The organism is Mesorhizobium sp. GbtcB19 (assembly GCF_019091085.1).
GTDB lineage: Bacteria > Pseudomonadota > Alphaproteobacteria > Rhizobiales > Rhizobiaceae > Mesorhizobium.
The window spans coordinates 33,882-50,340 of the sequence record NZ_JAGXJY010000013.1; the positions used below are offsets into that span (position 1 = coordinate 33,882).

General features: G+C 64.8%; 15 protein-coding genes. 5 read left to right on the forward strand and 10 right to left on the reverse strand.

The genetic code is table 11. The features are described from left to right. Positions 1 to 95 precede the first annotated feature (95 nt). The 3 genes from KVT37_RS21120 to speB all read right to left on the reverse strand — a co-directional run bounded on the left by KVT37_RS21120 (position 96) and on the right by speB (position 2,926). Positions 96 to 1,055 carry an ABC transporter substrate-binding protein gene (locus tag KVT37_RS21120; protein ID WP_217576880.1) on the reverse strand — a complete coding sequence of 320 codons (960 nt, stop codon included), beginning with the start codon at positions 1,053 to 1,055 and terminating at the stop codon, positions 96 to 98. A 229-nt stretch (positions 1,056 to 1,284) separates the two neighbouring features. Then, positions 1,285 to 2,055: a 4-hydroxy-tetrahydrodipicolinate reductase gene (dapB, locus tag KVT37_RS21125; RefSeq protein WP_217576616.1), complete on the reverse strand. Its 771-nt coding sequence runs from the start codon at positions 2,053 to 2,055 to the stop codon at positions 1,285 to 1,287. 61 nt (positions 2,056 to 2,116) lie between these two features. After that, a complete protein-coding gene (speB, locus tag KVT37_RS21130; protein WP_217576618.1) occupies positions 2,117 to 2,926 on the reverse strand; it encodes an agmatinase in 810 nt (269 codons plus the stop codon). Positions 2,927 to 3,142: 216 nt separating this feature from the next. Between speB and KVT37_RS21135 the strand changes: the two genes are divergently transcribed. After that, complete coding sequence (locus KVT37_RS21135; protein WP_217576620.1) at positions 3,143 to 5,938, forward strand: hypothetical protein; 2,796 nt, start codon at positions 3,143 to 3,145, stop codon at positions 5,936 to 5,938. Here KVT37_RS21135 and KVT37_RS21140 read toward each other — a convergent pair whose 3' ends face one another. Both KVT37_RS21140 and KVT37_RS21145 read right to left on the reverse strand, forming a co-directional pair. Beyond that, on the reverse strand, positions 5,939 to 8,044 hold the full coding sequence (locus KVT37_RS21140; RefSeq protein ID WP_217576622.1) for a molybdopterin-dependent oxidoreductase: 2,106 nt from the start codon (positions 8,042 to 8,044) through the stop codon (positions 5,939 to 5,941). 208 nt (positions 8,045 to 8,252) lie between these two features. Next, positions 8,253 to 10,130: an ABC-F family ATP-binding cassette domain-containing protein gene (locus KVT37_RS21145; RefSeq protein WP_217576624.1), complete on the reverse strand. Its 1,878-nt coding sequence runs from the start codon at positions 10,128 to 10,130 to the stop codon at positions 8,253 to 8,255. Positions 10,131 to 10,232: 102 nt separating this feature from the next. Here KVT37_RS21145 and KVT37_RS21150 point away from each other — a divergent pair, with 102 nt between their 5' ends. The 3 genes from KVT37_RS21150 to KVT37_RS21160 all read left to right on the forward strand — a co-directional run bounded on the left by KVT37_RS21150 (position 10,233) and on the right by KVT37_RS21160 (position 11,883). Beyond that, a complete protein-coding gene (locus KVT37_RS21150) occupies positions 10,233 to 10,499 on the forward strand; it encodes a hypothetical protein (protein ID WP_217576626.1) in 267 nt (88 codons plus the stop codon). A 207-nt stretch (positions 10,500 to 10,706) separates the two neighbouring features. Beyond that, entirely contained in the window at positions 10,707 to 11,396 is a 690-nt protein-coding gene (locus KVT37_RS21155) for a lysozyme inhibitor LprI family protein (RefSeq protein ID WP_254634166.1), read from the forward strand. Between the two features lie 286 nt (positions 11,397 to 11,682). Further along, positions 11,683 to 11,883: a hypothetical protein gene (locus KVT37_RS21160; protein ID WP_217576628.1), complete on the forward strand. Its 201-nt coding sequence runs from the start codon at positions 11,683 to 11,685 to the stop codon at positions 11,881 to 11,883. Between the two features lie 106 nt (positions 11,884 to 11,989). Here the strand turns inward: KVT37_RS21160 and KVT37_RS21165 are convergent, their stop codons facing one another. From KVT37_RS21165 to KVT37_RS21190, 5 genes are all read right to left on the reverse strand, one after another. Beyond that, positions 11,990 to 12,295, reverse strand: coding sequence for a hypothetical protein (locus KVT37_RS21165; RefSeq protein ID WP_217576631.1), 306 nt, complete (start codon positions 12,293 to 12,295; stop codon positions 11,990 to 11,992). A gap of 3 nt (positions 12,296 to 12,298) precedes the next feature. Continuing rightward, a complete protein-coding gene (locus tag KVT37_RS21170; RefSeq protein ID WP_217576633.1) occupies positions 12,299 to 12,742 on the reverse strand; it encodes a MucR family transcriptional regulator in 444 nt (147 codons plus the stop codon). Positions 12,743 to 13,097: 355 nt separating this feature from the next. Beyond that, on the reverse strand, positions 13,098 to 13,310 hold the full coding sequence (locus KVT37_RS21175) for a hypothetical protein (protein WP_217576635.1): 213 nt from the start codon (positions 13,308 to 13,310) through the stop codon (positions 13,098 to 13,100). Continuing rightward, the gene (locus KVT37_RS33495) at positions 13,300 to 14,445 is read right to left on the reverse strand and encodes a DMT family transporter (protein ID WP_254634167.1); all 1,146 of its coding nucleotides are present in this window, start codon (positions 14,443 to 14,445) and stop codon (positions 13,300 to 13,302) included. Before KVT37_RS33495 ends, KVT37_RS21175 begins: the two co-directional genes overlap by 11 nt. After that, positions 14,445 to 15,278 carry a hypothetical protein gene (locus tag KVT37_RS21190; RefSeq protein WP_217576637.1) on the reverse strand — a complete coding sequence of 278 codons (834 nt, stop codon included), beginning with the start codon at positions 15,276 to 15,278 and terminating at the stop codon, positions 14,445 to 14,447. The genes KVT37_RS33495 and KVT37_RS21190 overlap by 1 nt, the downstream gene beginning before the upstream one ends. 113 nt (positions 15,279 to 15,391) lie before the next feature. Between KVT37_RS21190 and KVT37_RS21195 the strand changes: the two genes are divergently transcribed. Then, positions 15,392 to 16,360 (forward strand): LysR substrate-binding domain-containing protein, encoded by a 969-nt coding sequence (locus tag KVT37_RS21195; protein ID WP_217576639.1) that lies wholly within the window; start codon positions 15,392 to 15,394, stop codon positions 16,358 to 16,360. The last annotated feature ends 99 nt before the right edge of the window (positions 16,361 to 16,459 follow it).

The window sequence follows — 16,459 nt, forward strand, 5'->3', positions numbered from 1 at the left end:
CTCCAATAGCGGGCGATCGCCGCGCGGGAAATCGCCGGGCGTGGAAACAAGGCAGCGCTGCGGCGCGAGGTGCAGACCTCGCGCCGTCCGGTCCGCTACTTCACGTTCTTGACGAATTCGGTGGTGTAGGTCTTCGACAGATCGATCTGCTTGCCCTGCAGTTCCTTCTTGAAGGCCGAGAGCACGGTCAGCACCGTTTCCGGGCCGCCTTGGGGCATCACGCCATCGGCAGTGAACATGCCCTTGCCGGCATCGAGCGCCTTCACGTAGCCTTCCTCGTCGCCGACATAATAGTCCTTGGGCATCTTTGCGGCGATCTCGGCACCGCTGTGCGTGTTGATGAATTTCAGCGTCTTGACGAAGGCATTGGCGAGCTTCTGCGCCGTATCCTTATGCGCCTCGACCCATTCGGTCTGCATATAAAGCGAGGCGGCCGGATAGGTGCCGCCGAGCGCCGCCTTGGTGCCGTCCATCGTGCGCATGTCGATCAAGACCTTGGCTTCGCCGGTCTTGAGCAACCGCGTGATCGTCGGCTCGGTCGTCATGCCGGCCTGGATCTTGTCCTGCTGCATGGCGGCGATGAAGGTGTTGCCGGCGCCGACCGGAACCGAGGTGAACTCGCCGAGCTTGAGCCCGTTCTTGACCGCCAGATATTCCGTCAGGAAGTTGGTTGAGGAGCCGAGACCGGTGACGCCAAGGCTCATGCCCTTGAAGTCGGCCGGCGACTTGATCTCGGGATGCTTGGAAGAGACCAGCTCGACCTCGCCCGGCGCCTGGCTGAACTGGACGACGGATTCGACGAACTTGCCCTTTGCCTGCAGGTCGATGCAGTGGTCGTAGAAGCCGACCACGCCCTGCACGGCGCCCGCCAGCATCTCGTTTTCGGCATCGACGCCGGCCGGCTCGTTGAGCAGTTCGACGTCGAGGCCTTCATCCTTGAAATAGCCGAGCGCCTCGGCGAGCTTGGCGGGCAGGTAGATCTGCTTTTCGTAGCCGCCGACCATGATCGAGATCTTGTCGGCCGCCGATGCCGTCGTCGCGCCCGCGGCCAGCATGGCAAGCGTCAGCGTCGCCGAACGAAGAGCGTGTTTAGAGATAAAACCGGTCACGTAACTTCCTCCACCTGGGCGGCGCGCCATCCGGGCTACGCCGCATCTCCTCCTTGCCGACCCCTCCCGGGCCAGTCACGGCGAACGCCGCGAATACCGTCATGGCATGGCCAAGCTTTCAGCTGGCTTTCAGCCATTTTAGCGGCGTGGAAATGGAACCCGGCCTGGTTCCAGGTCACGAGCCGCTGAAGCCGAGCACGTCGCGCATGTCGTATTCGCCAGGCGGGCGACCGGCGACCCAGAGTGCGGCCGCAATGGCGCCGCGCGCGAACATCGAGCGGTCGCCAGCTGTATGCGAGAGCGTGAGCCTCTCGCCCTCTGCGAGGAAGCCGACGCTGTGATCGCCGACGATGCTGCCGCCGCGCAGCACGGCAAAGCCGATCTCGCCGGCAGGGCGCGGGCCAATGACGCCATCGCGGGCGCGCTTCGCCACATCGTCCAGTTCAATGCCACGTCCGCGCGCGGCCGCCTCGCCGAGCATCAGCGCGGTGCCCGACGGCGCGTCGACCTTGAAGCGATGATGCGCTTCCAGGATTTCGATGTCGCAATCGTCAAGCGCCCTCGCCGCCCGCTCGACCAGGCCGGTCAGCATGTTGAGGCCGAGCGAATAGCTGCCGGAGCGCACGATGGCGATCGTCTTTGCCGCCTCGGCGATTGTGGCCAACTCCGACGTTGCGAAACCGGTCGAGCCGATCACCAGCGCCGGGCCGCCGCGCGCAGCGCAGGCCTTTGCCAGTTCAGCCGAAGCCGCAGGCGTGGTGAAATCGATGACCACATCGGCAACCGCCAGCGCGTGGTCGCGCCCGATCAGCCCCTCGCCCGTGCTGCCCGGCCGATGGAAGCGCGCGACGAGTTCCAGCCGCGGGTCGGCCGCGACGGTCTCCGCCATCTGCCGGCCCATGCGTCCGAGCGCGCCGGCGATGGCTATCTTGAGCGGCTGCGGCATGTCGATCCCTGTCGAAAGCAAGTCGGAACAATCGTCTAGCACGCCGCCTTGGCAAATTGATTCAGCCGGCAGACACGCCATTCGTCTTCAGCATCATGCCGGCGATTTCCTTGACCAGCTTGGCGGCGACCAGCGCCGTTACGTTGGAAACATCCTGGCGCGGATTGTATTCGACGACGTCGGCGGCGACGATAGGCTGATCGATCGCCTGGACCAGGCCGATGACCTGGCGGGTGGTGAAGCCGCCCGGCTCGCGATGCGAGACGCCGGGCGCGAAGGCCGGATCGAGCCCGTCGAGATCGACCGAGAGATAGACGGGCGTCTTGAGGTCGAGCTTCATTCCTTCCCTGAAATGCCGCATCTCCACAACCTCGACGCCGAAACGCTCGAACTGGCCGCGAAGCTCACTGTTGAGGGTGCGCAGGCCGATCTGGATCAGCCGGCCGGCGAGCCGCTCCTCCATGATGCGCGCGAAGGACGAGGTGTGCGAGCGCGGATTGCCCTGATAGGCGTCATACATGTCCGGATGCGCGTCGATCTGGACGATCGTCAGGCTCGGATGGCGGCGCCGCACCGCGCGCAGCACCGGCCAGGCAATGGCGTGGTCGCCACCGAGCGAGATCAGCGGATGGCCGGCGTCGAGCGCGCGGCCGACCTCGTTTTCGATGCGCTCCCAAGGATCGCCGCCTTGCGCGAAATCGATGTCGCCATGATCGACAAGGCGATCGGCGATGTCGAAGCCGGTTTCCGACCATGAGCCGTGGGCATCGCTGTGGAGTTCGCGCCGGATCAGCGGTGGCGCCTCGGCCGGACCCTGGAGGTAGGACGAGTTTGCGTCATGCGGAATGCCCAGAAGCGAGACCTTGGCCATGACATCCTCCCCTCGCGTCGTTGAGACAGAACGCCTCTATAACGACGGGAGCTGGCAGGTGCGACGAGAGGCGCTTGGGCCAGATCGAAAGCACACCGCGAGCGCAGGCGAGCCGTACGCGAATGTGAAGCGCCGCACTGATCATCACCCTTGCGATGTGCTAATTTAGCTTGAGCGTCCGGCTGCACCCGGACCTGTGTCCGAGGGGGGACGCCCATGCCGCGGCCAGTGCATGTCCTGGTTCCTTTCTGCTTCGCTGTCCTTTCCTGCATTCCTCTGGCGCCGCTCGCTGGCGGAGCCCTCGCTGCACAGGCTTCTTCCGACAAACCCGACGATGCGGCCAAGAAGGCCGAGCTCGATGCGGCGAAGAAGGCCGCCCTCGCCGAGGCGATCAACGTCTGCGACAAGGGCGCCTCGGTGCCGCTCGACCCCGAGGCCAAGGCGCCGCCGGTCCAGTATAGCGAGCTCCTCCCGCAGGATTTCGATTTCAGCAAGCTCAAGGCCCTGGCCGACAAATGCCAGGCGGCGATGCTCGGCGCGCCGCAGGAAAAGCGGCTGACGCTCGAGTGGCTGCGGGTCCAGGTCGCGCTCAACCAGGCGGGGCTGGCGTTTCTCCTGCCGCAGATCAAGCTCATCGCCGACGGCGGCAGTCCCGAGGCGAATTACCTGCTCTACGAAGCCTACTCGGTGCATCGGCACGATAGCGCGGATGCCGGTCCGCCGCCGGTCTCGCGCGACATGGCGCTCGATGCCTTGCGGAAGGCAGGCGCCGCCGGTCATCTCACCGCCCTGGTGACGCTGCTGCATCAGTATAGCGATGGACCGCTGCTTCGCCGCGACGCGCGCAAGCTTGTCGAGACCGCGCAGCACATCATCGACGCACCTGTACAGGGCTCCTCGCCCGGCGAATGGGACAGCCAGGTCCGCAAGGCCATGCCGCTGCTGATCGCGCGGACGGTGCTGGAGAATGACGGTTTTGCCGCCGAGGAGCAGCAAAAGGCCTTTCAAGGCGTGGACGCGGATTCCAAGGCCGGCACCGGTGGGCCGGAACCGTCGGTGCTCGCTTATATCAAGGCGCTGCGGCTCGGCCGCGGCACGCAGCAGGACGCGGCGAAGGCCAGGCAATTGCTGGAGGCGCGCGTCGCCGACGATCAGTATGCCGTGCCGATGCTGGCCGACATGCTGGCCAAGGGCGAAGGCGGCGCTGCGAACGGCAAGCGCGCGATCGCGATGCTGCGCGCCGCCGCCAAGAACGTCGCCGGCGCCGGACCGCTGCTCGCCGGCCTGCTCCTGGACGGCAAGTTCGTCGGCCGCCAGCCGCGCGAGGCGATCCAGCTGCTCAACGCCCCGTGGGATCTCGACGCCTGCATCAGGCTGGCGAAGCTGCTTCCCGACTATGACGGCGTTCAGATCGACAATCCGGACCAGCTGGTCGAGCGCCTGAGCGACGCCGCCGAGGCCGGCGAGCCAGGTGCCGCACTGGCGCTGGCGCGGCTGCAGCTATCGGACGATCAGCAGTTCAAGAACGAGGATTTGGCGCGTGCCATGCTGAAGCCGCTGGCAGACGGAGGCGACCGCGACGCGCTCTGGCTCTACGCCTCGACGCAATATGCCAATCTCGATTCGACCAGCTATCGGCCGTCACGGCGGGACGACGGCCTCAGCGACGATCAATTGAAAGGGCTGATCGACGAAGGCGAGGCCAAGAAGGAGCCGCAGGCTTATCTGCTACAGGCCAAGCTGTTGCGCAAAGGCGTGGTCTATCCGCAGGACGACCAGAAGGCCACCGCGATGCTGATCAACGCCGCCAATCTCGGCAGCGTCGAGGCCATGGTGCTGCTCGGCGATGCCTATGCCGACGGTGTCGGCATCGACAAGAACCCACGCGAGCGGCTGCATGCCTGGCGCGAGGCGGCGCGGCTCGGCTCGCTCAAGGCCAAGGACAAGCTCGCGAACGCCTTCACCTTCGATAGTTTCGACCATCTGATGACGCTGCGCGAAGGCATCACCGACCGCATCGCGCTTTACAATGACGGAATCGGCAGGATGGGTCTCGGCGTGTTCGGCAACGATGCCGCCAGCATGGAACTGAGCGGCCTGTTTTCCGGACCTGCCTCGAGCGCCGGAAACGCGGCGGTCGCGGCCGCGGTGATGGATGCTTTCCGCGAGGCGCCGGCCGGGCTCGACGACCAGAACCTGGTCGGCATCGGCAAGGCTCTGCCCGACGAGGTCCGCGCCGCGATCGAGACGACGCTGAAGCGCGAAGGTTTTTATGCCGGCGAGCCGAAGGGCTATTTCGGCCCGGACGTGCGCAAGGCGCTGGCCGCCTGGGTCGACGCGAAAGGCCCGCTCGCCGATGCCCCCGCCCAGACCACGGCGACGCAGCAGGCCGCGCCGGCCGCAGGGCTGTTGACGAGCGAAATCATCGACCGGGTCCGCAGCCGGATCTCCACCCAGGCGCAGGCCGCCAAGACCGATAAACAGAGGCTAGCCGTCGTCAAGCAGTACGACATGCTCGCACGCTACGGCGACCTCCCCTCGCGCTGGGCGGTGGTGAGCAACTACCATCAGGCAAAGGTCGTGCGCACGGTCGTCACTCCGGAAGAGGTCACGCGCTATGCGCTGGACATACTGGTGTCGAAACCAGCCGGCGTCGACAAGCCGGAATTCGAGTTCATCTTCGACCTGACGCAGATCGCCCAGGACCGGAAATCCAAAGCCGTGGGCAGCGCCACCATCCAGGCGATCCGGGACGATCCGCGCCTGCAGGACCCGCTGACGCTCGGCGCCATCATGGGCCAGTTCGCCTTCGCGCCGGACGCTTGCGATTCCGTGCTCGACGCGGCCAAGAAAGCCGGCATCGACGGCGTGGGAGAAGGTGGATGCGACGAGGACACGCGCACCGCTCTCATCGCCTTCGCCAAGGACAAGGGCGCTTCCGGCGTCGACGCCGCGGCCCGCAAGGCGGCCGCCGACGAGATCAAGGCGCTTGACGCGCAGGCCGCGAAATAATCAAAGCGCCCTGAGCCAGACCTTGTTGTCATGGACGGCAGCGCCGCCATAGGGTGCAGGCGCATCGGCGCCAGTCAGCACGTTGATGCCCTCGCCGCGTTCATGCGCGCTGTTCGGCCAGATGCCTTCGGCGATCACCACGCCGCGCTTGACGCCGTCGAAGAACCTGGCGTGCAGCACCACCTCGCCGCGGCGGTTGCCGACCTCGACGCGGCCGCCGTCCTCGATGCCGAGCGCTTCGGCATCTTCGCGGTGGATAAGCAGTTCAGGCCTGCCTTCCTTAGCCTTCGACACCGGCGTCTCGGCAAAGCTGGAATTGAGGAAGTTACGCGCCGGCGAGGTCGCCAGCCGGAACGGGTGCTCCTCATCCGCGACCTCGATCAATTCGACATGGTCGGGGAATTCCGGCAGCCGCTCGACCGGACCGAACAGGCCCATGCTTTTCGGCGGCCGGTTGGGCGCCGACTGCCCTGCCCAGTTCGGCCGGAAGTGGAATTTCTTGTCGGCATGGCCGAAGCCGTTGATGAAATGCGCGTCGTCGAAGTCGGGCTGCAGGTCGACCCACTTCTCAGCCTTCAAACTGTCGAAGCTGCCGATGCCGCGCTTGCCGAGGATGATGTCGATATGCTCGCGCTCGGTCAGGCCGAAGCCCGGGCGGTCGCCGACGCCCAGCCGCTTGCCGAGTTCCTCATTGACGTAGTGGTTGGTGCGCGGCCCTTCCGGCGGATCGATCAGCTTGGGGCCGAGCGTGATGTGCTGGTTGCCGCCACCCTTGTAGATGTCGTCATGCTCCAAAAACATCGTCGCCGGCAGCACGACGTCGGCGAGCCTGGCCGTATCGGTCATGAACTGCTCGTGCACGCAGGTGAACAGGTCCTCGCGCAGAAAACCCTGTTTCACCAGCCGCTGCTCCGGCGCGACATTGGCCGGATTGGTGTTCTGGATCAGCATCGCCGTCACCGGCGGGCCGCCATAGAGCGCGTCATCGGCACCTGTCAGCACCGGGCCGATGCGCGAATGGTCGAGATAGCGCACCTTCGGGTCGCGCATCGCGGTGCCTTCCAGCACATCCTGGTTCAGCTTGAAGATACCCGAATTGGAATGGAAGGCGCCGCCGCCCTCATATTGCCAAGCGCCGGTGACGGCGGCGATGCAGGACGCGGCATGCATGTTGATCGAGCCGTTGCGCTGGCGGGCGAAGCCATAGCCGAGGCGGAAATAGGTTTTCTTCGTGGTGCCGACGAGCTGCGCGAAAGCCTCGATCTCGGCGACGGAGAGCCCCGTGATGGCGGCGGCCCATTCGGGCGTGCGGGTGCGCAGATGCTCTTCAAGCCCGCGCGGATCGTCGGTGTATTTTTCGAGATAGGCGCGATCGGCCATGCCGTCGCGGAACAGCACATGCATGACCGCGCAGGCCAGCGCGCCGTCCGTGCCTGGCTTCAGCACAAGGCCGAGATCGGCCTGTTTCATCGTGGCGTTGTCGTAGATGTCGACGACGACGATTTTCGCGCCGCGTTCCTTGCGCGCCTTCATCGCATGGGTCATGACATTGACCTGCGTGACCACGGCATTGGTGCCCCAGATCACCACGCAATCGGCCTTCGCCATCTCGCGCGGATCGGGCCCCCGCAAAGCGCCCGCTCCCATCATCCAGCCGGTCCAGGCCAGATTGGTGCAGATCGAGCCGAAGAAGCCCGAATATTTTTTCGCATGGCGCAGGCGCTCGATGCCGTCGCGCTGCACCAGCCCCATCGTGCCGGCGTAGAAATAGGGCCAGACCGTCTCGGAGCCGTATTTCTCTTCGGCGCGGATGAATTTCTCAGCGACGAGATCGAGCGCCGCTTCCCAGCTCGCTTCCTTCCAACCCCCCTCGCCCTTGGCGCCCGCGCGCACCAGCGGCTTCAGCAACCGATCGGGATGGTGGACGCGGTCGGCATAGCGCGCGACCTTGGCGCAGACGACGCCCGCCGTATAGCTGTTCGCCTTGGCACCATGCACGCGACCGATGCGGTTGCCGTCGAGCAGCTCGACTTCGAGCGCGCAGGTGGAGGGGCAATCGTGCGGACAGGCCGAATGGCCGATCCGGAGCTTGGCGTGCTGGTTCATGCGCGGTGTGTAGCGGGTTTTGGGGGAGAGTTGTAGGGCCAGATGGGGCTTCCCCTTCTCCCCTTGCGGGAGAAGGTGGATCGGCGCGATAGCGCCGAGACGGATGAGGGGTGTTCCAGCGGAGTGAGACGTTGGCGTTCCCTGGAGCACCCCTCATCCGTCGCCTTCGGCGACACCTTCTCCCACAAGGGGAGAAGGGGAAACCGCGCTACTCCGCGATGCCCTCTTCATACTCAGCCGACATCGTCAGCCACTTGTCCTCGTTCTGCGCCAGCGTGTGGGCAAGCTGCGAGCGCTCCTTGGCCAGACGTGTCGCGGTGGAGGGATCTTTTTCGTAGATCGCCGGATTCGCGAGCTCGTCCTCGATGAGGTCGATGCGTTTGCGCATGCGGTCCATCAGCGCTTCGGTGGCGCGGATTTCCTTGGCGAGCGGTTCCAACGCGGCGCGGCGCTGCGCGGCCTCGCGGCGGCGGTCGGCCTTGGAGGCCTTGTCGGCTTCCTTTTGCTCGCGGCGGTTGGACGAGACGCCAGTGACCAGCGTCTTATAATCCTCGAGGTCGCCGTCATACGGGTTGACCGCGCCGTCCTTGACCAGCCACAGCCGGTCGGCCGTGGCTTCGAGCAGATGCCGGTCGTGCGAGATCAGGATCACGGCGCCCGGGAAATCGTTGAGCGCATGGATCAGCGATTCACGGCTGTCGATGTCGAGGTGGTTGGTCGGCTCGTCGAGGATGAAGAGGTTCGGGCCCTCGAAGGCGGACAGGCCCATCAACAGCCGCGCCTTCTCGCCGCCCGACAGATCCTTGGCGGCGGTGTTCATCTTCTCGGTCGACAGGCCGAACTGGGCGACGCGGGCGCGTACCTTGGCTTCCGGCGCCTCCGGCATCAGCCGGCGCACATGCTCATACGCGTTTTCCTCGGGGCGCAGATCGTCGAGCTGGTGCTGGGCGAATATCGCCACCTTCAGGCCAGGCGCCACCGTCATGGTACCGGTCTCGGCCTTGAGGCGGCCGGCGAGCAATTTGGCGAAGGTCGACTTGCCGTTGCCGTTGGCGCCGAGCAGCGCGATGCGGTCGTCGGCATCGATGCGCAGCGTCATCTTCTTCAGGATCGGGCTGCCCTCGGTGTAGCCGACATTGGCGCCGTTCAGCGCCACGATCGGCGAGGCCACCGTCTTCACCGGCTCGGGGAAGGAGAACGGCCGCACCGTGTCGTTCACCACGGCGGCGATCGGCTTCAGCTTCTCCAGCGCCTTCAGGCGCGACTGCGCCTGCCTCGCCTTGGAAGCCTTGGCGCGGAAGCGCTCGACAAAGGACGCCATGTGCTTGCGCTGCGCTTCCTGCTTGACGCGGCTCTTTTCCTGCAGCTCGCGCTGCTCGGTCAGCTGGCGCTCGAACTGGTCATAGCCGCCGCGCCAGAAGGTCAGCTTCTTCTGGTCGAGATGGACGATCGAGTTGACGGCGCGGTTGAGCAGGTCGCGGTCGTGCGAGATCAGCAGAACCGTGTGCGGATATCTGGAGACGTAGTTCTCCAGCCACAGCGTGCCTTCGAGGTCGAGATAGTTGGTCGGCTCGTCGAGCAGCAAAAGGTCCGGCTCGGAGAACAGCACGGCGGCCAAGGCCACGCGCATGCGCCAGCCGCCGGAAAAGGACGAGGCCGGCCGCCGCTGCGCGGCATCGTCGAAGCCGAGGCCGGCCAGGATGGTGGCGGCGCGGGATTCTGCCGAATGCGCGTCGATGTCGGCGAGCCGCGTGTGGATCTCGGCGATGCGGTGCGCGTCGGTGGCGGTCTTTTCCTCCTCGAGCAGGGCCTGGCGCTCGACATCGGCTTTCAGCACGATCTCGATCAGCGGCTCCTCGGTGCCCGGCGCCTCCTGCGCCACCTGGCCGATGCGGGTGTTTTTCGGCAGGCTGATCGAGCCGGTCTCCGACGGGAAATCGCCGGTGATCGCCTTGAACAAAGTGGTCTTGCCGGTGCCGTTGCGGCCGACCAGTCCGGCCTTGGTGCCGGCCGGCAAGGTCAGCGAGGCATGATCGAGAAGCAGCCGCCCCGCCATGCGCAGCGAAAGGTCGTTGATGATAAGCATAAGCGGGCTTTTGCACGGGACGTCGGCGCTTCGCAAGAGCCAGGACTGGATGAGGCTCCGCGCGTGCGACCGCGAACCCTTCGCCAAAAAAAGCCGGGTGGGTTGGAACCAGTTGCCAGCCAGAGCGTTTTCGAGCCCGTGATCCGCTATCTTGCCCTCGCCTTCATCTTCTTCCAAGTCGCAACGACAACCGCGTTGGCGACGCAGGTGGTTCTATTCGAGGGCGATGCCGCCGCGGTAGCTCTTGCCGAACCGCTCGCAAGTGGGGCACAGGCGCAGCCAAGCTTTCCACCTGCGGCCGGCAGGCTGGAGACGCGCGCGCCGGAACACTTGCTGATCCAAATCGATACCGGAAGACAATCCGACTGACGGCGCGGGCGGCATAGCCGCCTCTGCCCTGCTCCGCCGTCCGCAATTGCGAAGGGGACCGAGCAAGCATCGACCCCTTCGCGCCTTCGCCAATCACCACCGGTCACACTTTGCTTGCCACGTCACCGGTTTGACGTTGATCGCGGCTATTGTCTCAACCTATGCTGGCGTGAGCGGCGGGCTTGCGAACATCATAAGGTGCCTTCGATGAAGCGATTGCTCTGCGCCGCCGGCCTCGCCTCGCTTTTCGCCATGCCCGCGGCCCATGCGGCAGCCGTCGACTGCGCGGCCGCCAAGACGCAAGCCGACCTCGCCACCTGCACGGCCACGGACGCTGCCGCGGCCGACGCGGCGCTCAACGCCGTCTACAAGGCGCTGGCGGGACGGCTCGCCGCCGCCGACCTCGGGCGCCTGCGCGACGCGCAGCGCGCCTGGATTCCGTTCCGCGACAAGGAATGCGCCTTCCGCACCCAGCCCTATGCCGACGGCTCGGTGCATTCGAGCCTGGTCGAAGCCTGCAAGGCTGAGTTGACCAAGGCACGGCTGGCGCAGTTGCAGCACCAACTGCAATGTCCGGAAGGCGACCTCTCCTGCGTGCCGCAAACCGGCGCCGCCGCGCCTGCGACGACCAAAGCCGCGCCTGCCACGGCCAAGGCCGCGCCTGTGGTCTCCGCCCCGGCCCAGGCAAGCAAGAACGACACCAGGCCATGCGTGCAATCCGCCGGCAAGGCGAAGTCGGATCAGTATGTCTCGCAATGCGTCCAGGTGTCGCCGGCGACCAATCCGCCCTGCAACGGGCAGAATGCCTGCAGCATGATGATCGAGGAGATCAAGCGCGGCTGCGCCATGATCGGCAACGACAACCCGCCGGCCTTCTGTTCCGCCTACAAGGACTGAGCGGCGCGGATCGCCCGTCGTCAGCGATCAACATCCCCACGCGAAAGATGAACCCGGCGCGAGAAGACAACCGCAAGTTCGCCTTGTGCTCAATATTGATGCAGCAAGTGACGATGTCACCAAAAAAGGACATCATGTCTATCGGGCCAAGCGTGATGCTTGGCAAAAATTGATTTCAGTTTTTCTCTTAAACCTGCGAGCTTGCAGATGCGCCGTGAGTCGTGAGTGGGCGCCAACGATAACTTGGGCCCAAGCAACTTGGCCCTTGGCATGTCAGGAGCTCACGATGGACGGGGCGGCCAACGACCTACGCACGCTGAGATATGTCGCGGAGATCACGCGCAAGCTGGCGAAAATGCTTTCGCGCACGCGCTACCAGATGCTCGCCTATCTCCTTGAAATGACGGCGGTCGAGGCGGAGAGCCTGGCGGACGAACAGGACCCCAAGCACGCACGGCCGGGCAAGCCGCCTCAGGCCCGAGGCTGACGGCTCGAGTGTTTCACCGTTTCACGGAAACGGAGAATGCTCTATCTCCTTGTTTTGACGCAATTCCGGACGGAAGGGCTACGGCGAAGTCGCCGAGCCTAACCGCTCACACTTTTCCTGGAATTGCTCTAGCCGTAAGGCCATCCAGAATGGCCAGGCAGTTCAGCCTGTGCATCTCGATGGCCGGCGAAGCGTCGCATTCGACGATGGCGCGCTCGAAACGGTCGAGCGCGTCGAGCGCGGCAAGCAGGTCGCCGGACGGCCTGCCCCGCGAAAACAGAACACGCCGCGCCTTGACGCCGCCAGCCGCGTCCACCGAGTACTGGGCGGCTACTCCCCGGCGCAGCGCGCCGAGGGCAGCCTGATGGTCGCGCCATGGCGTTGGCGCGACATCATCCGTTGTGGGCAGCATGCCTCAGGCCTTGGCCTTGCGCTTGCCTTTGCCCGCGTCGCCGGCGGCCGGCTTGCGGCCGAGGCCGGACGATTTGGCCAGCGCCGAGCGGGTGGCCGAATAGCTCGGCGCCACCATCGGATAGTCGGCAGGCAGGCCCCATTTGGCGCGGTATTCGTCCGGCGTCAGACCATGGTCGGTCGAGAGGTGGCGCTTCAACGACTTGAATTTCTTTCCGTCCTCCAGACAGACGATGTGGTCGGGGAAGACAGAGCGCTTCGGATTGACGGCGGGCGTCAGCGCCACCGCCTCCTTGACCACGCTGCCGCCGGCGAGCTTGCGCACCGATGCGCTGACGCTGGCGATCAGATCAGGCAGGCCGGAGGCCGGGAGCGGATTGTTGCCGACATAAGCCGAGACAATGTCGGCGGTCAGCTCGATTGCAGTCTTGTCGTCGATGTTGGACAATTTTTTCACCTTCTGCTGGCCCTCAAATCGCCAGCTCTTTTTTAAGACTTTCGTCGGTGTATCGAATTGGACCTGTCCCCCAACGGACCGCCCATAGTCAGTAAAGCTACCAGACTCAATACAGGATGATGTTTCTACGCGGACTGCAAACGCGCAAGTTAGGAATTCTAATAGCTATAACAAACGCTTTATAACACAGGCGATCCGCCTGGACGCGTAAAAGGCGCTATAGCACTTCGATCTAACGCGGAAGTTGCTGAAAAATCGAAGTTCAGGCCAAGTTCCGGCACCGCAACGATAATCCGCCGGCCGGATAATCGACCATGCGCGATTCGGCGGTGCCATGGCAAATCGCTCATTTGGCTGCGGCAGCGCGCGCAGTATCCGCCGTCGGCTTGTCGGCCAGGATTTCCAGCACGCGCTTCCAGCGCGCGCAGCGGCCGAAATCCTTCTGCTCGATGGCCTTTTCCGCCTTCATGGCCGCATAGAGCGGCGCCTCCGCGCCAAACTCCCTGACCAGCCAGTGCGCCTCCTGCCTGGCGCGGCGTTCGTCTTCGTCAACGACCATTTTGTACATCTTTCGTGGTCTCCGTACCTTCGATGCCGACCGCAAGGCAGCTGCCGATGACGAGGACGGCGCCAGCAATCGCCGTCATCGACAGGCTTTCGCCCGACAGGGTCAGCAGAAACGTAGAAGCGATCGGCGTCAGATAGGCGACGACCGCTATCCGGCCCCCGTGATCGAGCTTCGCAGCGCGCGACCAGAAATAATAACCGAGCCCCATCGGGCCGGCGCCGAGATAGAGGCCGAGCAGAAGGTGCGCGCCGGTCGGGCGCACGATGCCGTCATGCAGGCACCAGGCAAAGGTCAGCGCCACGCCGATCAGCGCCGAGGGCAAAAGCAGGCGCTCCGGCGACACGGCAAGACGACCGACGGCGAGCGAGTAGAAGGCCATGCAGAGCGCCGAGCCGAAAGCGGCAAGGTAGCCGCCGAGGCTGCCGCCTTCGAACCAGGCCCTGTTGAACCAAAAATGGGCGCGGCCGCCGGAAACGACCAGCGCCACGCCGACGAAACCGACAGCCGCTGCCAGCCCGAGCAGCAGCGGACGGCGCGGACGGCCGACCAGGATAACCGCCGCGGCGATCATCAGCGGCCAAGTATAGGCGACGAGGTTCGCCTCGATGACCGGCATCGAGGCGAAGCCGATATATTGCAGCACCATGGTGCCGACCAGTCCCAGGAAACCCACGGCGTAGGCGGCGAGCGAGACCCTTTCCTTCTCCCCTTGTGGGGTCCGAAGGACGGGGCGAGACCCGTCGCTCGCCCCCGGGTGGTGGCCGAGCGAAGCTCGGTCGGATGAGGGGTGTTCCAGGGAATGCAAACGTCTCACTTCGCTGGAGCACCCCTCATCCGCCTCGGCGCTGCGCGCCGATCCACCTTCCCCCACAAGGGGGGAAGGAGAAGTGCTCGTCAGCCGGATCAGCGCAAAGACCATGGCCGCGCCGCAGAATTGCAGGAACTGCACTTGCGACACCGGATAGACGGCCAGCAACGTCTTGCCGACCAGGGCGTTGGTTGCCCACAGCGCCACGGCGCCGAGGGCGAAGGCCAGCGCGGCCCCGGGGGCGGCGCTGGAGCGGCTTTGATTTTCCGGCGCGAGGCTCAGCGGCGCTGAAGGCTGCTCGACCGGGTCATGGCTCATTACCACGACTCCCTCGCCCCGCCGGGAACCGCCTCCGCGGTCGGCTGCGGCACGGGATGCTCTTCGGCATGGCGGCGGTAGGCGGGCAGCTGGTTGGTCCACACATCCTCGGCCAACTCGTTCACCCAGGCGCGGTCCTGGTCGTTGTCGGCGGCGAGGTAGAACATGCGGTTGTCGTCGACATAGGGCTTGGTCGCCGAGCGCTGGTTGAGCACCAGCGTGACGCGCTCGCCGAGCTGGATCGGCGCCGTGCGATGGAGCACGCCGAGGAACTGGCCGAGCGTGGCGTAGTTCATCTTGTGGTCGATGCGCATGATCTTGTTGCGCGGCAGGTCGCGGCCGGATTCCAGGATCGAGCGGCCCGTCTCGGAATCGTCGCAATAGATTTCCAGATGGCCGCCGATGAGCGGGTCGCTGATCGACAGCGGGATGAGCTCGGTCACCGGAACGCCATCGCAATGCCATTCGACCGCGCCGTCTTTTGGGTTCATGAAGGTGACGGTCGAGCCGACGATCGACAGCGGATACGGCTCGAGCTTGGTTCCCATCATGTCCGACAGCGCTTCCAGGCGCAGCTTGTCGTGCAAAAGCTCCTTGATCTCCGGAATAAAGCGGTCGGCGCCGGTGATGAAGGTGAGGTCGAGATGCTTGTGCACGGCGTGGCTGGCCTTCAGTTTCAGAGCAGCTTCCTCGATGGCGGCAAGCAGCGCGGGGTCATAACCGTGACGATACTGGGCGACACCGAAGGTCGACACTTTCCAGGCGGTCTCATGACCAATGATGGCCTCGCGGCTCATTGCGCAACGCAGTTCGGGAATTGTATGGGCGTTCATTCTATTTTCTCCAAGGTGGGGGCAACACTTGGTTAACAGTCATTTAAACGCCTACCCCTGTAAATTTAGGAATGCTGGTGGTAGCGTAAGCCCAGCTTAAGGTCGAAACCCCCGTGCGTCTGCTCAGTCAGGTCAACCTCAACTCGCTGAAAATCGTGGAGAGCGCCGCGAGGCACAGGAATTTCACGCGCGCCGGCGAAGAGCAGTTTATCACCGCTTCCGCCGTCAGCCAGCGGGTGAAAAGCCTGGAGGATCAACTGCGCTTCAAGATCTTCGAGCGCGGCGGCAATGCGGTGTCGCTGACGCCGGAGGGCGAGACCTATGTGGCGCGCGTGCGCGAGGCGTTGGAGCGGATCGTGGCGGCCAGCATGGAGGCAACCGGCCAGTCGCAGGCGCATGTGCTTCGGATCTGCGTTTTGCCGACCTTCGCGGCGCGCTGGCTGTTTCCCAGGATGTCGTCCTTCCAGCGGCATTATCCCGACATCGAGATGCGGGTGTCGACCTCCTACGCCACGCATGAATTCGCGACCTCGGAATATGATCTCGAGATCCGCTATGGCGACGGCAATTTCCCCGGCCTCAACTCGGAGCTGCTGTTCAAGGAAGACCTGACGCCGGTGTGCAGCCGCAAGCTGTTTTACGAGGTGCTCGGCGACAAGCCGCTGTCGAAGGTGACGCCGGACGACCTGCGCTATTTCACGCTGCTGCACTCCGAAACCTGCACCCAGAACTGGCAGTCGTGGCTGGGCTTTGCCGGGGCGAGCTTCGTGCTTGGGGAGAGCAGGAGCGTCTATTTCGATTCCTGCATGATGGCCTACGAAGCGGCCAATGCCGGCATGGGCTTTGCCGTCGCCAACCGCGCCTATATGGCCAGCGACATCCGTGCCGAACGGCTGGTGGCCCCCTTCGCGGTCCACCACCCCAACACCGCCGGCTGGTATTTCGTCAGCCCGCTCAAAGCGCTCGGCGCCCGCAAGGTGGAGCTGTTCAAACAGTGGATCATGGCCGAAGCGGCGCTGACACAACGCCAGCTCGACCTTGAGATCGCCAATGTACCGGTGAGGCGCTCGGCGCTGGCGTGAGGGTCACTCCTTGACGAATGCCCTATGAAATGAATCCAGGATCGGTCGCAGGCGATATTCAGCGAAAGTGCGGTCGCCACCGGAATATAGTTTTGCGCG

Bases quoted from the DNA above. Each gene is read 5' to 3' on its own strand.
- KVT37_RS21120 (WP_217576880.1), bottom strand. From the start codon at position 1,055: ATGCTGGCCGCGGGCGCGACGACGGCATCGGCGGCCGACAAGATCTCG.
- dapB (WP_217576616.1), bottom strand. From the start codon at position 2,055: ATGCCGCAGCCGCTCAAGATAGCCATCGCCGGCGCGCTCGGACGCATG.
- speB (WP_217576618.1), bottom strand. From the start codon at position 2,926: ATGGCCAAGGTCTCGCTTCTGGGCATTCCGCATGACGCAAACTCGTCC.
- KVT37_RS21135 (WP_217576620.1), top strand. From the start codon at position 3,143: ATGCCGCGGCCAGTGCATGTCCTGGTTCCTTTCTGCTTCGCTGTCCTT.
- KVT37_RS21140 (WP_217576622.1), bottom strand. From the start codon at position 8,044: ATGAACCAGCACGCCAAGCTCCGGATCGGCCATTCGGCCTGTCCGCAC.
- KVT37_RS21145 (WP_217576624.1), bottom strand. From the start codon at position 10,130: ATGCTTATCATCAACGACCTTTCGCTGCGCATGGCGGGGCGGCTGCTT.
- KVT37_RS21155 (WP_254634166.1), top strand. From the start codon at position 10,707: ATGAAGCGATTGCTCTGCGCCGCCGGCCTCGCCTCGCTTTTCGCCATG.
- KVT37_RS21160 (WP_217576628.1), top strand. From the start codon at position 11,683: ATGGACGGGGCGGCCAACGACCTACGCACGCTGAGATATGTCGCGGAG.
- KVT37_RS21165 (WP_217576631.1), bottom strand. From the start codon at position 12,295: ATGCTGCCCACAACGGATGATGTCGCGCCAACGCCATGGCGCGACCAT.
- KVT37_RS21175 (WP_217576635.1), bottom strand. From the start codon at position 13,310: ATGGTCGTTGACGAAGACGAACGCCGCGCCAGGCAGGAGGCGCACTGG.
- KVT37_RS33495 (WP_254634167.1), bottom strand. From the start codon at position 14,445: ATGAGCCATGACCCGGTCGAGCAGCCTTCAGCGCCGCTGAGCCTCGCG.
- KVT37_RS21190 (WP_217576637.1), bottom strand. From the start codon at position 15,278: ATGAACGCCCATACAATTCCCGAACTGCGTTGCGCAATGAGCCGCGAG.